The sequence below is a fragment of the Streptomyces sp. NPDC002742 genome (genome assembly GCF_042888885.1).
Classification (GTDB): domain Bacteria; phylum Actinomycetota; class Actinomycetes; order Streptomycetales; family Streptomycetaceae; genus Streptomyces.
This window is the reverse complement of the sequence record NZ_JBIAQF010000002.1, coordinates 366,175-390,195: the sequence shown is the minus strand read 5'-3', so window position 1 is coordinate 390,195 and position 24,021 is coordinate 366,175. Positions and strand designations below refer to the sequence as shown.

21 protein-coding genes and 1 pseudogene are annotated in these 24,021 nt (G+C 70.4%); 13 read left to right on the top strand and 9 right to left on the bottom strand.

What is annotated here, in order from left to right; all coding sequences use genetic code 11:
- Positions 1 to 28 precede the first annotated feature (28 nt).
- Positions 29 to 829, bottom strand: coding sequence for a crotonase/enoyl-CoA hydratase family protein (locus tag ACFYW8_RS04530; protein ID WP_365875590.1), 801 nt, complete (start codon positions 827 to 829; stop codon positions 29 to 31).
- Between the two features lie 206 nt (positions 830 to 1,035).
- Between ACFYW8_RS04530 and ACFYW8_RS04525 the strand changes: the two genes are divergently transcribed.
- The 4 genes from ACFYW8_RS04525 to paaK all read left to right on the top strand — a co-directional run bounded on the left by ACFYW8_RS04525 (position 1,036) and on the right by paaK (position 6,886).
- A complete protein-coding gene (locus ACFYW8_RS04525) occupies positions 1,036 to 2,790 on the top strand; it encodes an acyl-CoA synthetase (protein WP_389067769.1) in 1,755 nt (584 codons plus the stop codon).
- A gap of 244 nt (positions 2,791 to 3,034) precedes the next feature.
- A complete protein-coding gene (locus ACFYW8_RS04520; protein WP_389067766.1) occupies positions 3,035 to 3,994 on the top strand; it encodes a 5-dehydro-4-deoxyglucarate dehydratase in 960 nt (319 codons plus the stop codon).
- Between the two features lie 114 nt (positions 3,995 to 4,108).
- Entirely contained in the window at positions 4,109 to 5,440 is a 1,332-nt protein-coding gene (locus tag ACFYW8_RS04515) for an enolase C-terminal domain-like protein (protein ID WP_389067764.1), read from the top strand.
- Between the two features lie 138 nt (positions 5,441 to 5,578).
- Positions 5,579 to 6,886 (top strand): phenylacetate--CoA ligase PaaK, encoded by a 1,308-nt coding sequence (gene paaK, locus ACFYW8_RS04510; protein WP_389067761.1) that lies wholly within the window; start codon positions 5,579 to 5,581, stop codon positions 6,884 to 6,886.
- A gap of 421 nt (positions 6,887 to 7,307) precedes the next feature.
- Here the strand turns inward: paaK and ACFYW8_RS04505 are convergent, their stop codons facing one another.
- Positions 7,308 to 7,895 (bottom strand): TetR family transcriptional regulator, encoded by a 588-nt coding sequence (locus ACFYW8_RS04505; protein WP_389067759.1) that lies wholly within the window; start codon positions 7,893 to 7,895, stop codon positions 7,308 to 7,310.
- 101 nt (positions 7,896 to 7,996) lie between these two features.
- On the opposite strand from ACFYW8_RS04505, the gene ACFYW8_RS04500 reads away from it, so the two are divergent.
- From ACFYW8_RS04500 to ACFYW8_RS04485, 4 genes are all read left to right on the top strand, one after another.
- Positions 7,997 to 8,980: an aldo/keto reductase gene (locus ACFYW8_RS04500; RefSeq protein WP_389067756.1), complete on the top strand. Its 984-nt coding sequence runs from the start codon at positions 7,997 to 7,999 to the stop codon at positions 8,978 to 8,980.
- Between the two features lie 527 nt (positions 8,981 to 9,507).
- Complete coding sequence (locus ACFYW8_RS04495; RefSeq protein WP_389067753.1) at positions 9,508 to 9,732, top strand: hypothetical protein; 225 nt, start codon at positions 9,508 to 9,510, stop codon at positions 9,730 to 9,732.
- Complete coding sequence (locus ACFYW8_RS04490; protein WP_389067751.1) at positions 9,732 to 10,037, top strand: hypothetical protein; 306 nt, start codon at positions 9,732 to 9,734, stop codon at positions 10,035 to 10,037. The genes ACFYW8_RS04495 and ACFYW8_RS04490 overlap by 1 nt, the downstream gene beginning before the upstream one ends.
- A gap of 17 nt (positions 10,038 to 10,054) precedes the next feature.
- Positions 10,055 to 10,378, top strand: coding sequence for a low temperature requirement protein A (locus ACFYW8_RS04485; protein ID WP_389067747.1), 324 nt, complete (start codon positions 10,055 to 10,057; stop codon positions 10,376 to 10,378).
- A gap of 340 nt (positions 10,379 to 10,718) precedes the next feature.
- On the opposite strand, the gene ACFYW8_RS04480 is transcribed toward ACFYW8_RS04485, so the two are convergent.
- Both ACFYW8_RS04480 and ACFYW8_RS04475 read right to left on the bottom strand, forming a co-directional pair.
- Positions 10,719 to 11,072 carry a hypothetical protein gene (locus ACFYW8_RS04480; protein ID WP_389068165.1) on the bottom strand — a complete coding sequence of 118 codons (354 nt, stop codon included), beginning with the start codon at positions 11,070 to 11,072 and terminating at the stop codon, positions 10,719 to 10,721.
- 46 nt (positions 11,073 to 11,118) lie between these two features.
- Positions 11,119 to 11,541 (bottom strand): annotated as a pseudogene (locus ACFYW8_RS04475) (recombinase family protein); the annotation flags it as partial.
- 283 nt (positions 11,542 to 11,824) lie between these two features.
- Between ACFYW8_RS04475 and ACFYW8_RS04470 the strand changes: the two are divergent.
- From ACFYW8_RS04470 to ACFYW8_RS04455, 4 genes are read left to right on the top strand one after another with little or no spacing between them, the layout of a single operon-like run.
- Positions 11,825 to 12,748, top strand: coding sequence for an ATP-binding cassette domain-containing protein (locus tag ACFYW8_RS04470; RefSeq protein WP_365875564.1), 924 nt, complete (start codon positions 11,825 to 11,827; stop codon positions 12,746 to 12,748).
- Positions 12,745 to 13,464, top strand: a complete 720-nt coding sequence (locus tag ACFYW8_RS04465; RefSeq protein ID WP_365875562.1) for an ABC transporter permease — start codon at positions 12,745 to 12,747, stop codon at positions 13,462 to 13,464. The genes ACFYW8_RS04470 and ACFYW8_RS04465 overlap by 4 nt, the downstream gene beginning before the upstream one ends.
- Positions 13,461 to 14,621 (top strand): sensor histidine kinase, encoded by a 1,161-nt coding sequence (locus ACFYW8_RS04460; protein WP_389067743.1) that lies wholly within the window; start codon positions 13,461 to 13,463, stop codon positions 14,619 to 14,621. The genes ACFYW8_RS04465 and ACFYW8_RS04460 overlap by 4 nt, the downstream gene beginning before the upstream one ends.
- Positions 14,618 to 15,280, top strand: coding sequence for a response regulator transcription factor (locus ACFYW8_RS04455; protein ID WP_365875558.1), 663 nt, complete (start codon positions 14,618 to 14,620; stop codon positions 15,278 to 15,280). Before ACFYW8_RS04460 ends, ACFYW8_RS04455 begins: the two co-directional genes overlap by 4 nt.
- A 145-nt stretch (positions 15,281 to 15,425) precedes the next feature.
- Here the strand turns inward: ACFYW8_RS04455 and ACFYW8_RS04450 are convergent, their stop codons facing one another.
- A complete protein-coding gene (locus ACFYW8_RS04450; protein WP_389067738.1) occupies positions 15,426 to 16,865 on the bottom strand; it encodes a trypsin-like serine peptidase in 1,440 nt (479 codons plus the stop codon).
- A 316-nt stretch (positions 16,866 to 17,181) separates the two neighbouring features.
- Between ACFYW8_RS04450 and ACFYW8_RS04445 the strand changes: the two genes are divergently transcribed.
- Positions 17,182 to 18,066 carry a hypothetical protein gene (locus ACFYW8_RS04445; protein ID WP_389067735.1) on the top strand — a complete coding sequence of 295 codons (885 nt, stop codon included), beginning with the start codon at positions 17,182 to 17,184 and terminating at the stop codon, positions 18,064 to 18,066.
- 412 nt (positions 18,067 to 18,478) lie between these two features.
- Here the strand turns inward: ACFYW8_RS04445 and ACFYW8_RS04440 are convergent, their stop codons facing one another.
- The 4 genes from ACFYW8_RS04440 to ACFYW8_RS04425 form a co-directional block, all read right to left on the bottom strand.
- On the bottom strand, positions 18,479 to 19,459 hold the full coding sequence (locus ACFYW8_RS04440) for a threonine/serine dehydratase (protein WP_389067733.1): 981 nt from the start codon (positions 19,457 to 19,459) through the stop codon (positions 18,479 to 18,481).
- Between the two features lie 159 nt (positions 19,460 to 19,618).
- The gene (locus ACFYW8_RS04435) at positions 19,619 to 21,118 is read right to left on the bottom strand and encodes an acyl-CoA synthetase (RefSeq protein WP_389067730.1); all 1,500 of its coding nucleotides are present in this window, start codon (positions 21,116 to 21,118) and stop codon (positions 19,619 to 19,621) included.
- 78 nt (positions 21,119 to 21,196) lie between these two features.
- Positions 21,197 to 22,747 (bottom strand): acyl-CoA synthetase, encoded by a 1,551-nt coding sequence (locus ACFYW8_RS04430; RefSeq protein ID WP_389067727.1) that lies wholly within the window; start codon positions 22,745 to 22,747, stop codon positions 21,197 to 21,199.
- Complete coding sequence (locus tag ACFYW8_RS04425; RefSeq protein WP_389067724.1) at positions 22,744 to 23,856, bottom strand: NAD(P)H-dependent flavin oxidoreductase; 1,113 nt, start codon at positions 23,854 to 23,856, stop codon at positions 22,744 to 22,746. The genes ACFYW8_RS04430 and ACFYW8_RS04425 overlap by 4 nt, the downstream gene beginning before the upstream one ends.
- Positions 23,857 to 24,021 lie beyond the last annotated feature (165 nt).

The following is a 24,021-nucleotide window of genomic DNA, read 5'->3' as shown; positions in this document are numbered from 1 at the left end:
TGGACGCGTCCGGGGCCGGGCTTGCGGGTCAGGCGCGCCGGTAGACGGGCGGGCGCTTCTCGGCGAAGGCCCGGGAGCCCTCCTTGGCGTCGGCGGTGTCGAAGACCGGCCAGCCGCGCCGCAGTTCGGCGGCGAGGCCGTCGGTCTCGGTGAGCTCCGCGGTCTCGTACACGGACGCCTTGACGGCCTCGACGGCGAGCGGGCCGCAGGCGTTGATCTGCTCGGCGACGGCGAGGGCCTTGTCCAGCGCGGTGCCGTCGGGCACGACATGGCCTATCAGACCGATGCCCGCGGCCTCCTGGGCGGTGTACGGGCGTCCTGTCAGCAGCATTTCGAGGGCGTGCGTGCGCGGGATCTGGCGTTGCAGCCGGACCGTCGAGCCGCCGATCGGGAAGAGCCCGCGCCGGACCTCGAAGAGCCCGAAGGTCGCGGAGGCTCCCGCGACCCGGATGTCGGTGCCCTGGAGGATCTCGGTGCCGCCCGCGACGCAGTGGCCCTCGACGGCGGCGATCACCGGTTTTCGGGGGCGGTGGTGGCGCAGCATGGCCTTCCAGTGCAGATCGGGGTCGGCCTTGAGCCGGTCCCGGTACTGCTCGCCCTCCATGCCCTTGCCTGCCAGTGCCTTGAGGTCCATCCCGGCGCAGAAGGCGCCACCGGCGCCGGTGAGCACGATCGAGCGGATCGCGTCGTCCTCGTCGGCCTCGACCCAGCCGTCGTACAGACCGACCAGCATCGGCAGCGAGAGCGCGTTCCTGGCCTCGGGCCTGTTGAGCGTGAGCACCAGTGTGGCGCCTTCGCGCTGCACGGTGAGGTGTTCCGTCCCACCCATTGCCGTCCTCCCGTCTCGGATGCGAGAACAGGTTGCAGGAGGTGTCCAGCCAGTACAAGGGTTTTCTGACAGACAGTCAGATTTCTTGTGCCGGGGCCCTTCACAGTTGGGTGGGGCTTTGCTCTGATGACCGTCGGGCCCGGGGTGAACATGCCCCGGGGCGCCCGGCCACGGACGTAGACGGACGTGCACGGTCAGGAGGAACGGTGGAGTACAACCTTGCCGACCTGTTCGAGTCGGTCGTCGACGTGGTCCCGGACCGCGAAGCGCTCGTCTATCTCGACCACCCGGGCACGGGCGCGGAACGCCGCCTGACGTACGGGCAGTTGGACGCGGCCGCGAACCGTCTCGCGCACCATCTGATCGACAGCGGAATCCGTCCCGGCGAGCATCTCGGCCTACACCTCTACAACGGCGTCGAGTACCTCCAGACGGTGCTGGCTTGCCTGAAGGCGCGCATCGTTCCGGTCAACGTCAACTACCGTTACGTAGAAGAGGAGTTGGCGTACCTCTACCAGGACGCCGACCTTTCGGCGCTGGTCTTCGACGCGGAGTTCACGGACCGGGTGGCGGCGGCCCGGCCTCGCGCCCCGCGGCTGCGGCACCTCGTGCGGGTGGGCGCCTCGGCCTCCGGAGCGGGCGCGCCGGAGGCCTCGGGTGCGGTGGACACGGCGGACCCGACGGATGCGGCCGGCGCCGTGAGCGCGGTGGGTTCGGCGGGTGCCGTGAGCGCGGCCGGTGCCGTGGGCGCGGCGGATGCGGCGAGTACGGCGGCCGCGGTGGATGCCGTGGAGTTCGCCGACGCCGAGGCCGCCGGGTCGCCCGAGCGTGGTTTCCCCGCGCGTTCCGCGGACGACCAGTTCATCATCTACACGGGCGGTACGACGGGGATGCCCAAGGGCGTCATGTGGCGGCAGGAGGACCTGTTCTTCGCCGGACTCGGCGGGGGCGCGCCGACCGGCGATCCGGTGACGAAGCCGGAGGAACTCGCCGAGCGCGTCGCGGCCGGTGGCGCCGGGATCACCTTCTTCCCCACTCCCCCGCTGATGCACGGCACCTCGACGCTCACCGCGTTCATCGCCTTCAACTTCGGCCAACGCGTCGTGCTCCACCGCAAGTTCGTGCCCGAGGAGGTTCTGCGGACGATCGAGAGGGAGAGGGTGACCAGCGTGTCGCTGGTCGGCGACGCGATGCTGCGGCCCTTGATCGACGCACTGAACGGCCCCTTGAAGGGCACCGACTGCTCCGCCCTGTTCAGCGTGTCCTCGTCCGGCGCGATCATGTCGGACACCGTGCGCGAACAGTTCCAGGCGCTCGTCCCGAACGTGATGCTGCTCAACAACTTCGGCTCCTCGGAGTCCGGCTTCAACGGGACCGCGACGGCCGATTCCGGCCCGGAGCGCGGCTTCCGGATTCGCGTCAACGCCCGTACCCAGGTGGTGGATCCGGTCACCCGCGAGCCGGTCGCGGTCGGCGAGCCCGGACGCGTCGCACAGCGCGGTCATGTACCCCTCGGCTACTACAACGACCCCAAGAAGACCGCCGAGACGTTCTTCCGCAAGGGCGACGAGCGGTGGGTCCTCCTCGGCGACATGGCCACGGTCGACGAGGAGGGCATCGTCATCGTCCTCGGCCGCGGCTCGCAGTGCATCAACACCGGCGGCGAGAAGGTCTATCCCGAGGAGGTCGAACAGGCCCTCAAGTCGCATCCGGACGTGTACGACGCCCTGGTCGCCGGGGTGCCCGACCCGAAGTGGGGCAACCACGTGGCGGCGGTCGTCCAGCTCCGCGAGGGCGCGCCACAGCCGTCCCTGGACGACATCCAGACGCACTGCCGCGCCCGCCTCGCGGGCTACAAGATCCCGCGCCGGCTCGTGATCACCGACTTCATCCAGCGCTCCCCGAGCGGCAAGGCGGACTACCGCTGGGCCCGGTCGGTCGCCGCCGACGCGACACGGTGACCGGGGCACCCGACACCCCGGCCTGACCGGCCCGGAGCCGGTCAGGAGCGCTCGCCCCGCCAGGTCACGGTCGCCGCCCGAGCGGCGACCGTCCCGGTCCGGGCGCGGTACGCGCGCCCTCCACGGGCGGCGGCCCACCCCTTCCCGGCGTAATCCGCAGCACCACACCCATTGACCTCCAGGGTTCACGAATCTAACCTGAGTTCTCATATATAGACGTCGTCTGCATATAGGGATGAGACTCATGGCAGGGTTCAGCGCGGATCCGGAGGGCGTGGTCCAGCGGCTGCGGGACGGCATGGCGAGCGGGGTCCTGTCCTTCCCGCTCACCAGCTTCACGGAGGACGGCGAACTCGATCCGGAGTCGTACCGGATCTACCTGGCAGCCCAGTTGGCCACGGAGCCGGGCGCGGTGTTCCCCGCCTGCGGGACCGGCGAGTTCAGCGCGCTGGACGAGGACGAGTACCGCGCGGTCGTCACCGCGACGGTCGAGATCGCCGACGGCCGCCTGCCCGTGGTCGCGGGCGTCGGCTACGGCTGGGCGCAGGCACTGCGGTTCGCCCGGATCGCGGAGGAGGCCGGCGCGGACGCCCTCCTGGTGCTGCCCCACTATCTCGTCGAGGCCCCCGAGGCCGGCCTGGTCGAGCAGCTCCGCCGGATCTCCCTCGGTACGCGGCTGCCGCTCATCGCCTACCAGCGCGGCCCGGTCGCGTTCACCCCCGAGGGGCTGCGGGCCGTCGCGGCGATCCCCAACGTCATCGGGCTGAAGGACGGGCACAGCGACCTGGACCGGCTCCAGCGCCTCACGCTCGCCGCGCCCGACGGGTTCCTCTTCTTCAACGGTGCCGCCACCGCCGAGATCCAGGCCCGCGCGTACGCCACCGTGGGCGTCCCCGCCTACTCGTCGGCCGTCCACGCGTTCGCTCCCGAGATCGCCGACGCCTTCTTCACCGCGCTGGGCACCGGCGACGACGCGACCACGACCAAGCTGCTGCGGGACTTCTACGTCCCGCTCGTGGAACTGCGCGACCGGGTGCCCGGCTACGCCGTCTCCCTGGTCAAGGCCGCGGCCCGGCTGCGGGGGCTGCCCGTCGGACCGGTGCGCGCGCCGCTCACCGATCCCGGCCCGGACGATCTCGCCGCCCTGGAGCGGATCCTGGACACCGGGCTGGCTCTGGTCGGAGCGGTGCGCCGACCCGCCTGAAGCACGCGGGGGACGGCCCGACGGGCTCAGAGCGGGCCGACCGCCTCGCCCCGCCCGTCGCCGTCATCCTGGGAACAGCGGCCACGGTCACCCTCGTACACAAGGATTTTGATGATGAGTCAGCAACCGACGATCACCGAGTTCACCGTCTACCCCGTCGCGGGGCGGGACTGCATGGAGCTGAACCTGTCGGGTGCCCACGGCCCCTACTTCACCCGCAACGTCGTGGTCCTCAAGGACTCCGAGGGGCGGACCGGGCTCGGCGAGGTGCCGGGCGGGGAGAAGATCACCCGGACACTGCGCGACGCGGAGTCCCTCGTCCTCGGCTCGAAGGTGGGCGACTACCAGCGCGTCCTGCGCGAGATCGGGGACCGTTTCCGCGACCGCGACGCCGGCGGGCGCGGCGCCCAGACCTTCGATCTGCGGACGGCCGTCCACGCCGTCACCGCCGTCGAGTCGGCCCTGCTCGACCTGCTCGGCCAGCACCTCGACGTGCCGGTCGCCGCCCTCCTCGGCGACGGGCAGCAGCGCGACCGCGTACGGGTGCTCGGCTATCTCTTCTACGTCGGCGACCCGGACCGCACGGACCTGGCGTACGTCCGCGAGAGCGACTCGGACGTGGGCTGGTACCGCCTGCGGCACGAGGAGGCCCTCACGCCAGGCGCGATCGTACGGCAGGCCGAGGCCGCCCACGAGCTGTACGGCTTCCGGGACTTCAAGCTCAAGGGCGGTGTCCTGGAGGGCGCCGAGGAGGTCCGGGCCGTCCGCGCGCTCAAGGACCGCTTCCCCGAGGCCCGGATCACGCTCGACCCCAATGGCGCCTGGTCGCTGCGCGAGGCGATCGAACTGTGCGAGCCCCTGGTGGGCACGCTCGCCTATGCGGAGGACCCCTGCGGCGCCGAGGACGGTTACTCGGGGCGGGAGATCCTGGCCGAGTTCCGGCGGGCCACGGGGCTGCCCACCGCGACCAACATGATCGCCACGGACTGGCGGCAGCTGACCCACGCCCTGGCGCTCCAGTCGGTCTCCATCCCGCTGGCCGATCCGCACTTCTGGACCATGCGGGGGTCGGTGCGCGTGGCCCAGCTCTGCAACGCGATGGGCCTGACCTGGGGCTGCCACTCGAACAACCACTTCGACATCTCGCTCGCCATGGTCACGCACTGCGGGGCCGCGGCCCCGGGCGCCTACAACGCCCTGGACACGCACTGGATCTGGCAGGAGGGCCTGGAGCGGCTCACGGTCACCCCGCCGCGCATCGTCGACGGCGAGATCGCGCTTCCGGACGCCCCCGGTCTGGGAGTCCGGCTGGACATGGACCGGCTGCTGGCCGCACACGAGCTGTACCTGAAGGAGGCGCTCGGCGCCCGGGACGACGCCATCGGCATGCGCTTCCTCGTGCCAGGGTGGGAGTTCGACGCCAAGCGGCCCGCGCTGGTGCGCTGACCGCCGCCGCACGCGTTCCCGCAAAAAGCGTTCGCGGACCCCTTGCACTGGGACGGGACACCTGAATTACTGATCCGGAACGACACGACCGAATGATCGGTCGTCCGGATTCGCACGGTTGGCGAGGGAGTGGGCGCGATGGCGGGCTCGACGGACCCGAAGGGCCTGCTCGACGCGGGCGAGCGGCTCGACGCGGAGGAACTGCGGGCTCTCCAGCTGGAGCGGCTGCGCTCGTCGCTGCGGCACGCGTACGAGAACGTGCCCTTCTACCGGGAGTCCTTCGACAAGGCCGGGCTGCGCCCGGACGACTGCCGCTCGCTCGCCGACCTGGCACGGTTCCCCTTCACGGTGAAAGCGGATCTGCGCGAGAACTACCCGTACGGGATGTTCGCCGTGCCGCAGGACCGGATCAGGCGCATCCACGCGTCCAGCGGAACGACCGGGCGGCCCACGGTCGTCGGCTACACGGAGAACGATCTCTCCATGTGGGCCGACATGGTGGCCCGTTCGATCCGCGCGGCGGGCGGCCGGCCCGGCGACAAGGTCCATATCGCCTACGGCTACGGGCTGTTCACGGGTGGCCTCGGCGCCCACTACGGCGCGGAGCGGCTCGGCTGCACGGTGATCCCCGCGTCCGGCGGCATGACGGCACGTCAGGTCCAGCTGATCCAGGACCTGAAGCCCGAGATCATCATGGTGACACCGTCGTACATGCTGACCCTCCTCGACGAGTTCGAGCGGCAGGGCGTGGACCCACGCGGCACCTCCCTGCGGGTCGGCGTGTTCGGGGCCGAGCCGTGGACCGAGGAGATGCGCCGCGAGATCGAGGAGCGGTTCGCGATCGACGCGGTGGACATCTACGGCCTCTCGGAGGTCATCGGCCCGGGGGTCGCCCAGGAGTGCGTGGAGACCAAGGACGGTCTGCACATCTGGGAGGACCACTTCTACCCGGAGGTCGTCGACCCGATCACGGGTGAGGTGCTGCCGGACGGCGAGGAGGGCGAACTGGTCTTCACCTCGCTCACCAAGGAGGCCATGCCCGTGATCCGTTACCGGACAAGGGACTTGACGCGGCTGCTGCCCGGCACGGCACGGTCCTTCCGCCGGATGGAGAAGATCACCGGGCGCAGTGACGACATGGTGATCCTGCGGGGGATCAACCTCTTCCCGACGCAGATCGAGGAGATCGTGCTGCGGACCCCGGGAGTCGCCCCGCACTTCCAGCTCCGGCTGACCCGCGAGGGCCGTCTCGACGCCCTGACCGTACGGGCCGAGGCGCGGTCCGGCGCCACACCGGAGATGCGCGAGGCGGCCGCGCGGGCGATCACCGCGGGCATCAAGGACGGGATCGGCGTCTCGGTCACGGTGGAGATCGTCGAACCGGAGTCCCTGGAGCGGTCGGTGGGCAAGCTGAAGCGGATCGTGGACCTGCGCCCGCGCCCGTAACCGGCCGCAGGCAGGAGGGGCCGCGCCGGAACCGGCCGCGGCGGGACGGGCCGCGCCGGCAGTCGATCGCGGCGACGGCCCGCGAGGCGCGCGGCACGGCCCTCGCCGTGCAGCCGAACACCGCTCCATGAATGACCGGCTCAGGGCGGGAGCGCGCGCGGCCCTTTCGGCGTGGCGTTTCCTGCGGCGCCGAAGACATCCACCACTTGCCGGAGCGACCGGGAACGGCGCGCCTTTGCGCGCGGAACCGGCCCGCCGCGTGCCCGCCAGTGCCCGCCCCGCCTCCTCGCCGTGAGGGTGTCGGACCCGCCTCCTCGCCGTGAGGGTGTCGGACCCGCCTTCTCGGCCTGAGGGAGTCGCACCCACCTCCTCGCCCTGAGGGAGACAGACCCGCCCTGCGCCCGACGCACCCATGAGGCCGCTACCCTCCGGCGGTCCTCGGCTCGGTCATCCGGCGGGCGGCCTCGACGACCGCCGAGCGGTGCAGGGCCAGCCGCTGCCGCGACCAGGACCGGCTGACCACCTCGGGGTCGACACCTTCGGCAGCCCAGAACCACGCTTGGGCCGCGGCGAGAACCATGGCCAGAAGATCGGCAGCCTCCATGTCCTGCGCGATCTCGCCACGCTGCTGCGCGTCGGCCACTTCGGCGGATTTGCGCCGGAAGGCGTTCGGTTCGAGTCCGGTGGCGGAGGGACGCTCCAGCAGTTTCCATAGTCGTAGGCGCATCAGGTCCGGACGGGCGACGAGGTGATCGAAGATCGCGCCGGCGTATCCGGGCAGGTCCCCGGCATCGAAAGGCACCGATTCGGCACCCGCCGCCATCGCCCGTTGCAGCACCTCGTCGAACAGCTGCTCTTTGTTGCCGAAGTAGGCGTAGATCAGCCGCTTGTTCGCCCCTGCGGCCTCCGCGATCCGGTCCACCCGGGCACCGGCGATGCCGTAGGCGGCGAATTCGGTGAAGGCGGCGTCGAGCAGCCGGGCCTTGGTGGCGCTGGAGTCCCGTGGCATGCCCGCCACCCTAGCAAGTAACTATCTAGTTATTGACACTCACAATCCCCAGGTCTACAGTGATGTATATATCCAGTTAGTTACATGCTAGGAGAACTCCTATGGAACACCGCACACTGGGCGGCCAGGGCCTGACGGTCGGGGCCCAAGGCCTCGGCTGCATGGGTATGAGCGCGTTCTACGGCTCCACGGACGAGACCGAGTCGCTGGCCACCATCGACCGCGCGCTGGAGCTCGGCGTCACCCTGCTGGACACCGCCGAGAGCTACGGCCCCTTCGTCAACGAGCAGCTTCTCGGCAAGGCGCTGTCAGGGCGCCGGGAGGCTGCAGTGGTCGCGACCAAGACCGGTTTCGAGATCACCGACGACGGCCGGCCGCTCGGTCTCAACGGCCGGCCCGAGTACGTCCGCCGGGCCCTCGAACGCTCGCTGCGGCATCTGCGCACCGACCACGTCGACCTGTACTACCTGCACCGCATCGACCCCGAGGTGCCCGTCGAGGAAACCGTCGGCGCCCTGGCCGAGCTGGTCGCCGAGGGCAAGATCCGCCACATCGGTGTGTGCGAGGCCTCCGCGCGGACCATCCGGCGTGCCCACGCCGTCCACCCGCTCGCCGCCGTCCAGACCGAGTACTCGCTCTTCGAGCGCGGCATCGAGCACGACGGAGTACGCGACACACTGCGGGAGCTGGGGATCGGCCTGGTCGCCTACTCCCCGCTGGGGCGCGGCTTCCTGTCCGGCGCGATCACCAGCCCCGAGGACTTCGCCGAGGACGACTGGCGCCGGACCGACCCCCGGTTCCAGGGCAAGAACTTCGACCACAATCTGGATGTCGTCCGCGAGGTCCGCCGCATCGCCGACGACAAGAACGTCACGCCCTCCCAGCTGGCGCTCGCCTGGGTCCAGCACCAAGGCGCCGTCGCCATCCCCGGCACCAAGCGCCGCCGCTACCTCGAGGAGAACGTCGCCGCGACCGAGGTGGCTCTGACCGCCGACGACATCGCCGCGATCGAGGCGGTCGCCCCGCACGGCGTGATCACCGGCGATCGCTACGCACCCGAGTTCATGGGGACGCTCAACGGGTGAGAACCGGCCGACGGCCCACAAGATCCCGGTGCGGGGCACCCCGCCTCCCCCGCTCCGGCCCGAGGCCGTCGAGTCCCGAAAGGCCCCCGTGCCCCCGTCGACCACATGGTCCCGGACCACCTGCGACGGAACCCGGAAGGACGGTCCACCGACGCCGTTCCGGACCGGGCGGGAGCCGTGCGCGACCACGTACTCCGGCGGCCGGCACCGTGATCGCCGCCGGACACTTCACGGACGACGGGTTCAGCCGTGTCGCGTCGGCAGGCGGCGCGTGCCGGGCTCCCTTCGGCGCCGCGCCGTGTCCGCGGTGACCCGACCGGACCTGCCATCGCGGGTGCGGCCCAGCCCGGCCCAGCCCAGCCCAGCCCAGCCCAGCCCAGCCCAGCCCCTGAGCCTCCCCCTCGCCGAGACGCTGAACACGATCGGCACATGAGCCGCGCACGCTGTGGCCCTGGGCCCTCTCAAGTCACTCACATCACTTCGATCACTCACGTCACTCACGTCACTCGCATCAGGAGAGTCATCTCATGTCCGTATCTCAGACACCCCACAAGTTCGGGGCAAGCACAACCGCCGCCGAAGTCATCGACGGCGTCGACCTGCACGGCCGCCGGGCCGTGGTGACCGGAGCCAGTTCCGGAATCGGTGTGGAGACGGCCCGGGTGCTCGCCGCGGCGGGCGCCGCAACGCCCTGTTCGCCGTCGGTGCCGCCGGACGATGGGCCGACGACGGCATCACCGCCAACGCGCTGATGCCGGGCAACATCGCCGACACGTCCCTGGCCCGGCACGTGGACATGCAGCAGGTGGCCGCCTTCATCGCCTCGGGCGACCTCGCGCTGCCGCCGCAGAAGACCGTGGAACAGGGCGCCGCGACCTCGGTGCTGCTGGCCGCCTCGCCGACGGTGGAGGGCATCACCGGCCGCTACTTCGAGGACTGCGCGCAGGCCGAGCAGGTCACCGCGCGAGCCGGTGCCGTCGCCGGCGTCGCGCCGTACGCCCTGGACCCGGAGAACGCGGCCCGGCTGTGGGCCGTGTCCGAGGCTCTGGTCCGCTGAAGTCCTGGGCTGCCGCTGTGACCTCACGACACGAGCGGTGGGCCCGCCTGTGGCAGCCCCCGCGCGCCCATGGCGAACAGCCGCGCGAGCGGGTGGTCGGACCGCTCGAACTGTTCTACGACCTGGTCGTGCTGGTCGCCCAGGCCGCCCACCACTTCGCCCGACACCTCACCTGGCGTGGTCTGGGCGAGTTCACCGTGGTGTTCGCACTGGTGTGGATCGCCTGGGTCAACGCCGGTCCACAGGGCATTTGCCGTCGACCGGCGTCCGGCCGCCAAAGCAGCCGGTGCACCTCAAACGCACACCGGCCTGTATCCAGGAGGACCACGAACGCGATCTGAACCTGTCAGGGCTTCGGCATGGTCGCGTCGCGGGTTGAGTGGGTTGTCCTGATGTGGGCCTGGAACGTGGAGCAGACACGAGTTTCCAAGATCATGTGGGTATCGAGTTCAGTGATCCCTACAGAAGTCCGTGCCTGCCGTCGCATCTTCTCCGATCCCGCCCGCCCTGGACCGACTCTGTGATCGGCCTGACGCCGCCGAGGATGAACTGCCGGGGCCGGCCCGGTTGACCGAGGTTCCCGACCCCCGGACGCCGCGCGGCGTGCGCCATGGCCTGGTGTACGTGCCGACACGGCACCGGTGTCCTAGCTCAGACACCAGCCGCAAAGTAGCGGGGTGATCACGCGCTCGCCGCTGTGGCGGCCTGCTCGTCGTGTTCGCGCAGCATCCGCATGACGGTGGCGGGCGAGGGGTGCTGGCCCTTCTTCGCGCCAGTGGTGATGACGAGCCGCTTGGCGATGTCGCGCAGGCTCATCTCCTGGTCGCGTAGGTGAAGGGCCACGGACAGCATGGACTCGTCGGTGACGCCCGCGCCGCCGATGGTCTTGCCGCGCCTGCGGGCGGACTCGTGGCCTTCGAGGGTGCGGTCGCGGATGTACTCGCGCTCCATCCCGGACATGGCCGCGAGTACGGTGAACACGGTGCCGGACGGGTCGTGCGAGCCCTTCAGCTCTCCGGTGACGAACTCCGACATCGCTCGCCTTCAGTTCCTCGGCGAGCATGGCGAGTTCGATGGCGTGGCCGAGCCGCTTGTGCTCGTGGACGACGAGGGTCACGGCGGCGCCGGAGGAGCGGATCTCCCCGGCGAGCTTCACGGCTGCCTCCAGCTCGGGCCGTTTCGTGGCACGGGTGGAGATCTTCTCCGAGAAGACCCGCGTCACCCCGGCCTCGGCGAGGGAGTCGAGCTGTGCGTCGAGGGACTGCCGGGCGGTCGAGGCGCGGGCACAGCCAAGGCGGACGCGCCCGACCGGTTCGACGTCGGCGCTCACCGACCGCGGCAGCTCGGCCCACACCGACCCCGGCTTGCGTACGGCGGGGGTCGGCACGCTGAGCACCTTGGCGAGTCGGGGCACGAGGCGGAAGCGGGCGGCGTGGTACTGGATGGCCACCTTGCCCTTGCCCGTCCGGCACGGGGAGCCCGCCGGGGTGGCACAGGTGGACATCGGGCCGGGCCTGCGATTCCACGCGCTTGAAGTCGTCCCTCACGACCCCGGACTGTCATGAGGGTGTTTCAGACGTCCAGTCGTTTGCAACAACTCATGAAACATGATCGCCGCGGGTGGACCTCCGAGCGGCGGGGTGTTTCATGAGCGGCCACCTATGGAACGCCTGCTGGAGCGGGCCTTCTGGGAGACGGCGCCCAGCGGTGGTCTCCTCCCCTGGTGGGAGTTCGGGTTTCGACCGTGGGCGGATGACTGGGAGATCACCACATCGGAAGCTTCGGGCATGACTTCTTCACGAACATTCGTTGGAGACCCGGCAGCCATCAGGGTCGAAGGGCTGACCAAGCGTTATGGCCGTAGAACGGCAGTCGACGACTTGTCGTTCACGGTCGGGTCCGGAAGGGTGACGGGGTTCTTCGGCCCGAATGGGGCAGGGAAGACCACCGCGCTCAAAGCGCTCGTCGGACTGGCACGGCCGACTGCGGGCCGGGCGTTCGTACGTGGCACGTCAGTCACGACGATCAGGCCCGACGCCCGCCTGCTCGGCGTGCACATCGAGCCGTGCGGTGCCCATCCCGGCCGGACCGGTCGGGCGCACCTGCGGTCGCTGGCCGCGCTGGCCGGGTTGCCCCGCCGCCGGGTCGGCGAGGTCCTGGAACTCGTCGGCCTGGAGGAGGCCGCCAAGCGCAGGGTCGGGAAGTATTCGATGGGCATGCGGCAGCGGCTCGGGCTCGCCGCGGCGCTCCTGGGCGATCCGGAGATCCTGGTACTGGACGAGCCGGTGAACGGCCTGGACCCGCAGGGCATCCGCTGGTTGCGCACGCTGCTGCGGGATCGGGCCGCGAACGGTGGCACGGTCCTGCTGTCCAGCCACATGCTGGGCGAGGCGGCCCAGACCGTAGACGACGTGATCATGATCGACCGGGGCCGGCTGGTCCACGAAGGCGCGATCAGGGATCTCGAACGGTCCGGGGAAAGCGTGGTCGTCGTACGCACCGCCGAGGCCGAGCGCCTGTCGGCGCTGGTGGCCCGGGCCGGTGGCCGCACAAAGCGCGAGGACGGAGGCGGGCTGCTGGTCGAAGGGCTCGACGCCGCGGAGGTCGCAGGGCTGGCCCACCGCGCCGGCGTACTGCTGGAGGAGATCGTCCAGCGGACTACGTCGCTGGAGGATACGTTTTTCGGTCTCACGGGAGGGGCGGACCGTTGAGCCATCTGCTGCGAGGCGAACTGATCAAGACCGTGACCACCCGGACTGTGCTGGGCTTCGCGGTGGGCGGGGTCGCGTTCGCGGTCCTCAACGTTCTGGCGGTCGCGGTGTGGTCGGGCACCCTGGACGAGGTGCCCGAGAAGGAGGAGGCCCTGTCGGCGTTGCCGATCCTGCTTCTGCTCTGGGGGTTGGTCGGTACGGCTGGGGAGTACCGGCACCGGACGGCCGCACCGGCGGCTCTTGTGGGCCGCCGTCACCGCGGGGTCGTGCTGTCGGCGAGAATCACCGCTTACGCCCTGACCGGGCTCCTGCTCGGTACGCTGACGACCATGGTGTCGGTCGGGCTAGCGCTGCCCCTGCTGAGCGATCAGCCGGGTCCCGATCTCACCTCGGGAGACGTCGGTGCCGTCGTGGCGGGCAACCTCGTGGCGTTCGTCCTGTCCGCGACCATGGGTGCCGCCCTCGGCGCCCTGATCCGTAGCCCGGTCCTGGGAGTTGTCGTCCTCCTCGTCGTGAACTTCGCCGTGGTCCCGCTGCTGTCCGGCGTCTGGGAATCGGGGGTCAACCTCACGCCCTTCGGCGCTGCCGGGATTCTGAGCCGGATGACGCACAACACGACCCTGTCGGTGGTCTCGGCCGGATGGGTACTGGCCGCGTGGACGGTCGCGGTCACGCTCGTCGCGGTCATCGTCGAGCGACGGCGCGACCTGGCGTGAACCGGCTCCCTGAGCGGGCCCGGACGGCGTACGGCCTGCTGGTCGCGCGCCGCTCGGCGCTGTTCGACCTCGCGCTGGCGGTGATCACGACCGGAGTGGAGCTGGGGCAGCTCTTCGACGGCGCCCCCCCGGTCGGCGTGATCCGGGTCGGCGTGATCCCGGTCGACGTGATCCCGGTCGTGGTGACGGTGTTTGCCGGCTCCGTCCTGCTCGTCCGCCGCCGCGCACCCTTGGCGGTGCTCATCGCGGTCTGTGCGGGGGCCGCGGTGCTCGTGCCGCTGGGCTACTCGCCGGGCGGGGCGCCCGTCGTGGTCGCCCTTGCCTCGCTCGCCGACCTGCGTGACCGAAGGGTGTCGGTGGCGGCGCTCGTCCCGACGGCGCTGTTCCTGCTTCTGGCGAGCATCTGCTCGCTGCCCGTCTCGATCGGCGCGTGGGCCCTCGGCTCGTATCTGCAGACCCGGCGGCGCTACACCTGGGCGCTGGAGGACCGCGCGGCCACCCTGGAACGCGAGCGCGAGCAGCTCGACCAGATCGCGGCACAGCGGGAGCGCACCTCCATCGCCCGCGAGCTCCACGACATCGTCGCCCATTCGGTCACCGTCATGCTGATCGGTGTGCGCGGCGCCCGGGACGTCCTGCCGACCGAGCCCCAGGTCGCGGCTGAGACCCTGGAACGGGTCGAGGCCAATGCGGAGCAGAGCCTGGCCGAGCTCCGCCGGATCCTCGGTCTGCTGCGCACGTCGGACAACAGCGCGCAGTGGCGGCCGCAGCCGTCGCTCGACCAGCTCGCCGAGCTGGTTTCCGGATACCGGGCAGCCGGGATGTCCGTGCGGCTGGAGCTCACCGGCGAGGCCCGGCCGCTGGCCGGCGGCCTCGAGCTGTCGGCCTACCGAATCGTCGAGGAGGCGCTGACCAACGTGCTCAAACACACCGACCCCACCCAGGTCACGGTGACGCTCCACTACGGCCGGACGCAGCTGGACGTCACGGTCGAAGACGACGGCGGCGGCGGCCGCGACCGGGTCCCGCCGGCCGCCGGGCACGGCATCCTCGGGATGCGGGAGCGTGCGGCGGTGACAGGCGGCAGCCTGGACGCCCGCCATACCGCCAGCGGATTCCTGGTGACGGCCCGGCTCCCCGTCGGGGATGCGGCATGACCCGCCTTCTGATCGTCGACGACCAGGAGCTGATCCGCACCGGCTTCCGGCTGTTCCTGCAGACCCAGAAGGACCTCGAGGTCGTCGGCGAAGCCGCCGACGGCCACGAGGCACTCACCCAGGCCGCCGCTCTGCGCCCGGACGTGGTCCTGATGGACATCCGCATGCCGCGCATGGACGGTGTGGAGGCCACCTCCCGGCTGACCGCCTCCGGATCCTCGCCCCGGGTGCTGATCCTTACGACCTACGACCTGGACGAATACGTCTTCGGCGCACTACGGGCGGGCGCGTCGGGTTTTCTGCTCAAGGACGCCTCCCGCGACCGCCTGCTGGAGGCGATCCGCGTCGTGCACGCCGGTGAGGCCCTGCTGTCGCCGTCGATCACCCGCAGGCTGATCGAGGACTACGCCACCCGCACCGAACCGCTCCGCCTCCCCACCAAGCCGCTGGCCGATCTCACTCCCCGGGAACGGGAGACCCTCCTCCTGGTGGCCAGGGGCCTGTCGAACCCGGAGATCGCCGCGCACCTGGTCGTGACCGAGGCGACGGTGAAAAGCCACATCGGCAGCATGTTCGCCAAGCTCCATCTGCGTGACCGCGCCCAAGCTGTGGTATTCGCCTACGAAAACGGTTTCGTCCTCCCAGGCAGCTCAGGCTGAGCCCGGGATGCGCTCGACCTCGCCCTTGTCGTCGACGACCGCCTCGCGCCAGTCCTTGCGCACCACGCCGTCCATCGGCACCACGTCCGTGGCGTCGTAGAAGCGGGTCTTGCCGTCGACGCCCGGCTGCGTGGTTCGGGTGGGCTCAGGAGGTCGGGGCGACGAGCATGCGTTCGGTTCCCAGCCGGTCGGCGAGGGTATCGGTGTACATGGTGGTCTCGCCGTCGGACCAGCGGATGACGAGATCGTCGGTACGGCCGTTGCCGGTGAAGTCACCGGTCGTCATGGCCGCGTCGTGCTTCCAGAGCCCGTTGGGGTCCAGGATGCGATGCTCGCCGCCGAGGCCCGAGGTCGTCGTACCGGCATAGTTGTCCAGCAGCTGCCGCTCGGGGTCGTAGCCGCCGTGTCCGTTGCCGGGGTAGAGCGTGACCTCGCCGTCGGACCAGACCACGATCATGTCGCTGTGGCCGGTCTGGCGGAAGTCGCCCGAGGCCATCAGGTCGGCGTGCTGCCAGGTGGTCGCCGCGCCGGGCAGCCAGGGGTCTCCGGACGGCTGGTACGGCGGCTTGTCGTCATCCACTTTCCGATGCGCGGCGGCGTCGGCGAACAGGTCCTGGGCGTCCTTGCCGTAGATCGGCGCGTAGGTCACCCAGTCGTCGTCGGCGTCGTTGCCGCCGCCGTTGTACCCGCCGGTGTTGCCGATCACCTTGCCGGTGCCGTTGGTGCTGTTGTGGTCCTCGATCCACGGGCCGCCGGAAACACCACCGTAGAAGCCGGTGCAGGTCATGCGCATCTGCCGGAAGCCTGGCAACTGGGAGGTGCTGACGGGGCAGCGGACCGGCACGTGGTCGGGGTTGACACCGGCGTCGTCGGGATAGCCGATGACGGTGACCTTGTGGTGGTAGCTGCTGGTCGGCGTGAAGGTCAGGGCTCCCGTGACATCCTCCACCTTGCCCCGGCTGTTGGGGCCGACCTGAGCGAAAGCCAGGTCGAGGTCGGAGACCGCCTTCTTGCTGTTCCTCTCGTAGCGCGGGTCTATGTAGAGCCGGGACACCGGGAACACGCCGTCCGGTTGCTCGGCGGCGGGCCGGCCGATGCGGTAGCGCGGTACGAAGATGCGGTGGGTGGCTGACTTCAGGCCGAGCCCGCAGTGTCCGGCGGTCAGGACGATGTCCTTGGCGCCCGTGTGCACGACGCTGCCCGTGCAGTACGTCTTCGGGCCGCCGAGCGGCTTGCCGTCGAAGAAGAACGTGCCCACCATCGGGTGGCCGAGGAAGTGCTCCGGAGTGGGGGTGCCCGACGGCGGCGGCCGGTGCGCGGCGGCGCCGGCCGTGATGCCGTGCTTCGAGGCGGCCGGAGCGGGGTCCGGCGGGTCATCGACCGGGACCGCATTGGCCATGCGCTCAGCCGTCCAGTACTTCTCCTCCTCGCTCAGACTCGGTCCGTCCGGGGGAGAGGGAAAGACGGTCGGCTCGGCAGACTGCGAGGGGGACGGCTCGGCGGGCTGCGTCGAGGCGTCCGAGGGGGTGGCGGAGTCGGTCGGGTCGACGGCCCCCGCGACCGTCGACGACGGCGGGGACAGCATCGGCGGGACCTGCGGCGCGGTGCCGGGAGTCTTCGGTGATGCGGAGGCCGTCGGTGGGACGGAGACCACCGGTGACGGATCACCTGTCCCGGCCCATGCCGTCCCGGCGCCGAGAACTCCTGCACCCAGTCCGAGCGCAAGGGCTTGAATCCATCTGCATCTGGAACGCAAGAAGATGCCTTTCCGTCTTGAAGAGGGCCGAACAGTGAGCGGGCCCTGAACTACCCATAACCCGCACATATGTTCAATCGAGTGGCGATAGTGTACTGGTGAGCGATAGCCGACATGGCATCAAATAAGAGGACAGGGTGCGACGATGGACCGACTCCGCAAGACCGCGTGGGCGGCACTCCCCCTCCTGCTCCCCTTTCTGGCAGCCGGGCCGGCCTCGGCCTCGCCGCCCGGACCCTCGCTCCCGTTCGGAAGTGTCCGCTCGGTGCATCCCGGCGACACACTGACGGTCAACACCGCGGCCAGCGATGCCACTTACCTCGCAACGATCAACTCCCCCGCGTTCGTCGCGGCAGGGAAACTGCGCATGATGCATCCGGTGCTGACCACCACCGTCACCATCGCCTGCGACGCCCGGCCCGGCACCTACCCGGTGACACAACGCGGCGCCGGAGACGTGGGCCCGGACGAGCATCCGTTCCGATGGGCACAGGTGCGCGTGGAACCCGCCGACGAGGCGGCACGCCGCGCCTGCCGGAACAAGGCCAGGAAACTGCCTCCGCCCAGGCTGGAGGAGCGCTGGGCTCCGGACAGGACGTGGCCCCAGTCGGAATGGGACGTGCGCACCTTCCGGGCCGGCAGCCGCATCACCATCACGGACAACGACGACGAGGGATCGGACGGAGACATCACCCTGACCTCCCGCGCCTTCACCGACCGCCCCGTCCTGCGCGGCGCCAAAGCCGTCCTGACCGCCACCACCACCCTGACCTGCGACTCCGCACCCGGCATCTACGTCGTCCACCGCCACGACGTCAACCGGACCGGCCCCGACAAACCATGGGCCCGTCTGCGTATCGCCCCCGCCGCACCCGGAAAAGCCTGCGCTGCTCAGCAAGCCGCAAAGCACTCAGCCGGGACATCCGGTACCGGCACGGTGGCCTGGGCCGCGGGCGGCGTACTGCTCGCCGTCGCAGCCGGCGCCGCACTTCTTCTGTGGGCCAACTCCCGCCGCACACGCTCCGCCTGAGCGCGCCTCGCCGCTCGTCGGCCGGCTCGGATCGCTGCTGCGTCGACGCGATCGGGCGGCCCGCGCACCCACACCGACCCTCGAGCTCACTGGCGGCACCAGCTGGGAGAAATACTGGAGCGCCCAGATTTGCGATCGAGTATCAGGGCGCACGGCGGCGCAGTCGCCACGCTGCTACTGATCACCGCGGTGGGCTGTGGTGGGCAGTCCAACACGAAGACGCACGGAGGGTTCGCCGGCGCTGGTGTGGTTACGCAGATGCGGTGTCCGACACCGCGTCGCCCACAAAGGCATCGAGTCCTCCGAACGGCTGGGGCGCCACTGCTGGACCATCGTGACCCGACGCCCGAGCGAGGCGGACGGTGGCGTGATCACCGTCAAGTGATCGACGCCGTCGTCTGGAGAACGCTTGTCAAGACCTGTGGACGGGCGCCGCGCCGACCCAGCGGTGGTAGGCGTCTATGTCGACGTTGCTGCCGCACACGATGGTGACGACGTGTCGGTCGGCGAAGCGGTCACGGTCTTCGAGGATCGCCGCGATACCGAGCGCGGCCGACGGTTCGACGACGAGGCCGGCGTGGTCGAGGAGCATCCGCATACCGGCGGTGATCGACGCCTCCTGGACCAGGACGGCGTCGTCGGCGACCAGGAGGAGGTCGTCCAGGACGGCCGGGATCGGACGCCGGCCGGCGACGCCGTCGGCGATGGTGTCGGTCGAGTCGGTGGTGACGACACGCCGCCCGCGCCACGAGTGTGTCATCGCCGGTGCGCCCAGCGGCTGCACGCAGATCACCTCGACCTGGGGTGCCATTGCCTTCATCACATGGCCCACGCCGGTGGCCAGCGCCCCACCGCCGAGAGCGATCAGGACGGCGTCGAATGACGGCGCGGTGTCCACCAGTTCCAGGCCGATGGTCGCCGCGCCCTCACAGGTCTCGATGTCCAGGCTGTCTTCGACCAGCCGGATGCCGTCGTGCCGTGCGATGGCCGCCGCCCGCTCGCGAGCCATCTCGTGGTCGCCGTCCACCAGCTCCAGCCTGGCGCCCAGCGCGCGGATGCGATCAAGCTTGGCCGTCGTCGCGAAGCGGGATGCCACGACGGTGACGTCGATCCCGCGGCCGCGACCGGACCATGCGAGGGCTTGGCCGAGGTTGCCCGCGCTCGCGCACACCGCGGCTCGCGAGGCATTGCCGGCGAGCAGGCTCGCGACCACCTCGGTGCCGCGGGCCTTGAAGCTGCGGACCGGGTTCGCCGTTTCCAGTTTGATGCTCACCGCGCACCCGAGGCCGGGCTCCAGCGCCTCACATCGGTACAGCGGAGTGTCGAGAAATACCGGGTCGATTACCCGGCGGGCCGCCCGGATCCGAGCGGTGTCGAGACGCGTCTCCTGCACGACACAGCAGGGTAGCGCCACCGGCGCCGGGTCGATGAGCAACCGTCATCTTCCAGGGTCACCGAGCAGAACGACCTTGCAGATTCGCTTCACCACCGGCCTGAAGGCCCCGATGCACTGCGAATGGACCCCTGTAGCGGCCGTCGTCCCCGCCGGGGGCTACGCGTCGCCGAACCGGTCCCGCAGTTCCCGCTTGAGGATCTTTCCGCTGGCGTTGCGGGGAAGTTCGTCCACGAACAGGACGCGCTTGGGTGCCTTGAAGTGGGCGAGCTTCTCGCGTGCGTGGGCGATCAGTTCGTCCTCGGTGACCTCGCCCCGGGGGACGACGACCGCGGTGACGGCCTCGATCCAGCGCTCGTCGGGAAGCCCGACGACGGCCACCTCGGCGACCTGCTCGTGGGTGTACAGCGCGTCCTCGACCTGCCGCGAAGCGACCAGCACACCACCGGAGTTGATGACGTCCTTCACCCGGTCCACGACCGTGAAGTACCCATGGGCGTCGCGCACGGCGAGGTCCCCGGAGTGGAACCAGCCGTCGCGGAACGCCTCGGCCGTCTCCTCGGGCTTGTCCCAGTAGCCCTCGCACAACTGCGGTGAGCGGTAGACGACTTCGCCCGGTGTCCCGTCCGGCACGTCCTTGCCGTCCTCGTCGACCACCCGTGCGTCCACGAACAGCACCGGGCGTCCGCACGAGTCCATCCGGCCCTTGTGCTCGTCGGGCCCGAGGACGGTGGCCAGGGGGCCGATCTCGCTCTGGCCGAAGCAGTTGTAGAAGGCCAGCTTCGGCAGCCGCGCGCGCAGCCGTTCCAGGACGGGAACAGGCATGATCGACGCCCCGTAGTACGCCTTGCGCAGCCCGCTCAGGTCGCGGTCGGCGAAGTCGGGGCGGTTCGACAGGCCGATCCACACGGTGGGCGGGGCGAACAGGCTGTCCGCGCGGCCCGCCTCGATCAGGTCGAAGAGCTGCCCCGCGTCCGGCGCGTCGAGGATGGTGTTCGAGGCGCCGACCGCGAGGTAGGGCAGCAGGAACACGTGCATCTGCGCCGAGTGGTAGAGCGGCAGCGAGTGGACCGGCAGGTCCCCGGCGCTCAGATCGAGAGCGGTGATCGCGCTCAGGTACTCGTGCACCAGGGCGCGGTGGGTCATCATCGCGCCCTTGGGCAGCGCTGTGGTGCCGGACGTGTAGAGGAGCTGCACGAGCGTGTCGCCGCGCGGCTCGTCACCGTCGTACGGGCGTGCCGCCTCCAGTCGCGCGAGGAACGAGCCGTCGGCGTCACGCAGCGGCAGCGTCCGTACGCCCTCCGGCAGCCGGCCCGCGAGGTCGGGGTCGGTCAGGACCAGGGAGCATCCCGACTGGCCGACGATGTAGGCGAGGTCGTCGCCGGTCAGGTTCTGGTTCACCGGCACATGGACGAGTCCGGCGCGGGCGCAGGCGAGGAAGCCGATCAGATAGGCGTCCGAGTTGTGGCCGTAGGCGCCCACGCGGTCCCCGGGGGACAGCCCCTCGTCGAGGAGGACGGTCGCCGCGCGGGAGACGGCCTCGTCGAGTTCCGCGTACGTCCAGGAGCGCTCTCGGTAGTCGACGGCGCGCCGCGCCGGTGTGCGCCGGGCACTGCGGCGCAGCACCCCGTCGACCGTACTGCCGTGTCCAGGCTTCATGAGACGTGATCCTCGATCCACGGAAGGACGAGGTCAAGTGGGGCGGCGTGGCGCGACGGCCGTGGAGGGCGAACCGGGTCACATCGCTCGGGTGCGGCCCTCCCAGTAGGGATCGCGCAGCCGTCGCTTGTACAGCTTCCCGTTGGGGTCGCGAGGCATCACCGCGATGAAGTCGACGCTCTTGGGCCGCTTGTAGCCCGCGAGTTGGCGTTCGCAGTGGGCGAGGATGCCGGCGGCGAGCGCGGGACCGGGTTCGTGGCCCGGCGCGGCCTCGACCACGGCCTTGACCTCCTCGCCCCAGTCGTCGTGCGGGATGCCGAAGGCCGCCGCGTCGGCGACGGCGGGGTGCGAGAGCAGGGCCGCCTCGATCTCGGCCGGATAGACGTTGACCCCGCCCGAGATGATCATGTCGATCTTGCGGTCGCGGAGGAAGAGATAGCCGTCCTCGTCGAGGCAGCCCAGGTCTCCGACGGTGAAGAAGTCACCGATGCGGTTCTTCCGGGTCTTGGTCTCGTCCTTGTGGTAGGAGAAGCCGCCGGTGCTCATCTTCATGTAGACGGTGCCGAGTTCGCCGGGCGGCAGCCGGTTGCCGTCGTCGTCGAAGACGGCCAGTTCGCTGATGGGCCACGCCTTGCCGACGGTGCCGGGCTTCTTCAGCCAGTCCTCGGCGGTCGCGAAGGCTCCGCCGCCCTCACTGGCGGCGTAGTACTCCTCGACGCTGTCGCCCCACCATGCGATCATGGCCCGTTTCACGTGGTCGGGGCACGGGGCCGCGCCATGGATGGCATGCCGCATGGAGGAGACGTCGTAGCGGGCCTTCACCTCGTCAGGGAGGGCCAGCAGCCGGTGGAACTGGGTCGGCACCATATGGGTGTGGGTGCACTTGTGTGCGTCGATGACACGCAGCATCTCCTCGGGCGTCCACTTGTCCATGAGCACCAGCCGGTGGCCGATGTGCAGGGACGCGCCCGCGAACTGGAGCACCGCGGTGTGGTAGAGCGGCGAGCAGACGAGATGGACGTTGTCGTGGAACGGTTTGATGCCGAAGATGGCGAGGAAGCCACCGAGGTACGACTCCTCGGGGAGTTTGCCGGGCAGCGGGCGCCGGATGCCGCGCGGGCGGCCGGTGGTGCCCGAGGTGTAGTTCATGACCCAGCCGAGGGTGCGGTCGGCGGGCGCCGACCCGGGCTGCCCGTCGAGGAGTTCGGCGTACGGCCGGAAGCCCTCGATCTCGCCGACGGCGTACCGCTGCGCCTCGGGAAGTTTCGCCTCGTCGGCCGCGTGCCGGGCCGCGTCGGCGAACCGTTCGTGGGCGATGAGGACCCTGGCTCCGGAGTCGGAGACGATCCAGGCGATCTCGGGGCCGACGAGGTGGTGGTTGACGGGGACGAGGTAGAGGCCCGCCTGCGAGGCCGCGAGGTAGGCGACGAGGAGCTCGACGCCGTTGGGCAGCACGACCGCGAAGGAGTCGCCACGCCGCAGACCGGCGGCGCGCAGTCCGTGGACGAGGCCGTTGGCGGCGGCGTGCAGCCGTCCGGCGGTCCACTCCTCGCCGGTGGGGGTGACGAGGACGACGCGCTCGGGGTCGGCGGTGGCCTGCGCCCAGAAACCGTTGGGTGCTGTGCTCATGCCGGTTCCCCCCTGCCCGCGATGCGGTTGACGCGGTCGACGGCGCGTTCGAAGCCCCGGGTCAGATCGTCGAAGACCTCCTGGACGGAGCGTTCGCTGTTCATCCGGCCCACGATCTGGCCGACCGGGGTGCCGAGCAGGGGCTCCACCTCGTACTTCTGGATGCGGGAGACGGCGTCCGCGACCAGCAGTCCCTGGAGCGGCATGGGGAGGGTGCCGGGACCGTTCGGGTCGTCCCAGACGTCGGTCCACTCGGTGCGCAACTGGCGTGCGGGCTTGCCGGTCAGGGCGCGCGAGCGGACGGTGTCGCCGGAGCCGGCGGCGAGCAGTTTCCGGGTGACGGCGGGCGAGTGCATGTCGGCCTCGGTGACCGTCAGCCAGATCGATCCGAGCCACACTCCCTGGGCGCCGAGGCTGAGCGCGGCCGCCACCTGCTGTCCGCTGCCGATGCCGCCCGCCGCCAGGACGGGCAACGGGCCGACCGCGTCGACGACTTCGGGGGTGAGCACCATGGAGGCGATCTCCCCGGTGTGACCGCCGGCCTCGTAGCCCTGCGCGACGACGACGTCGATGCCCGCCTCGGCGTGCTTGCGCGCGTGCCGGGCACTGCCCGCGAGGGCCGCGACGAGCACGCCCTGGGCGTGTGCCCGCTCGACGACGTCGGCGGGCGGTGAGCCCAGCGCGTTGGCGAGCAGCTTGATCGGATAGTCGAACGCGACGTCGAGCTGGCCGCGGGCGACCTGTTCCATCCAGCCCGTGATGCGCCAGCCGGACGCCTCGCCCTCGGCGAGTTCGGGGACGCCGTACTTGGCGAGGGTGTCCTTGACGTACTGCCGGTGCCCTTCGGGGATCATCGCCTCGACTTCGGCCTCGCTGACGCCCTCCACCTTCTTCGCGGGCATGACGACGTCCAGGCCGTAGGGCCTGCCGTCGACGTTCGCCTCGATCCAGTCGAGGTCGCGTTCGAGGTCGGCGGGGGCGGTGTAGCGGACCGCGCCGAGCACACCGAATCCGCCCGCACGGCTGATGGCCGCGGCGACGGCGGGAAACGGCGTGAAGCCGAAGATGGCGTGCTCGACTCCCAGTTCCTTGCTCAGCTCCGTCTGCATGGGCGCAGGATGCCGCAGACGTCCGGACGAGGGAAGGCCTTTTCTGATACTCCGTCAGATCCCTTGAGTCCTGCCGGGGAGGGTTGACACGCCCACCCCTGACCGGAAAGTTTCACTCGGCACGGCAGACCCGGAAAGATACTTTCAGGCGACGCGAGCGAGAGG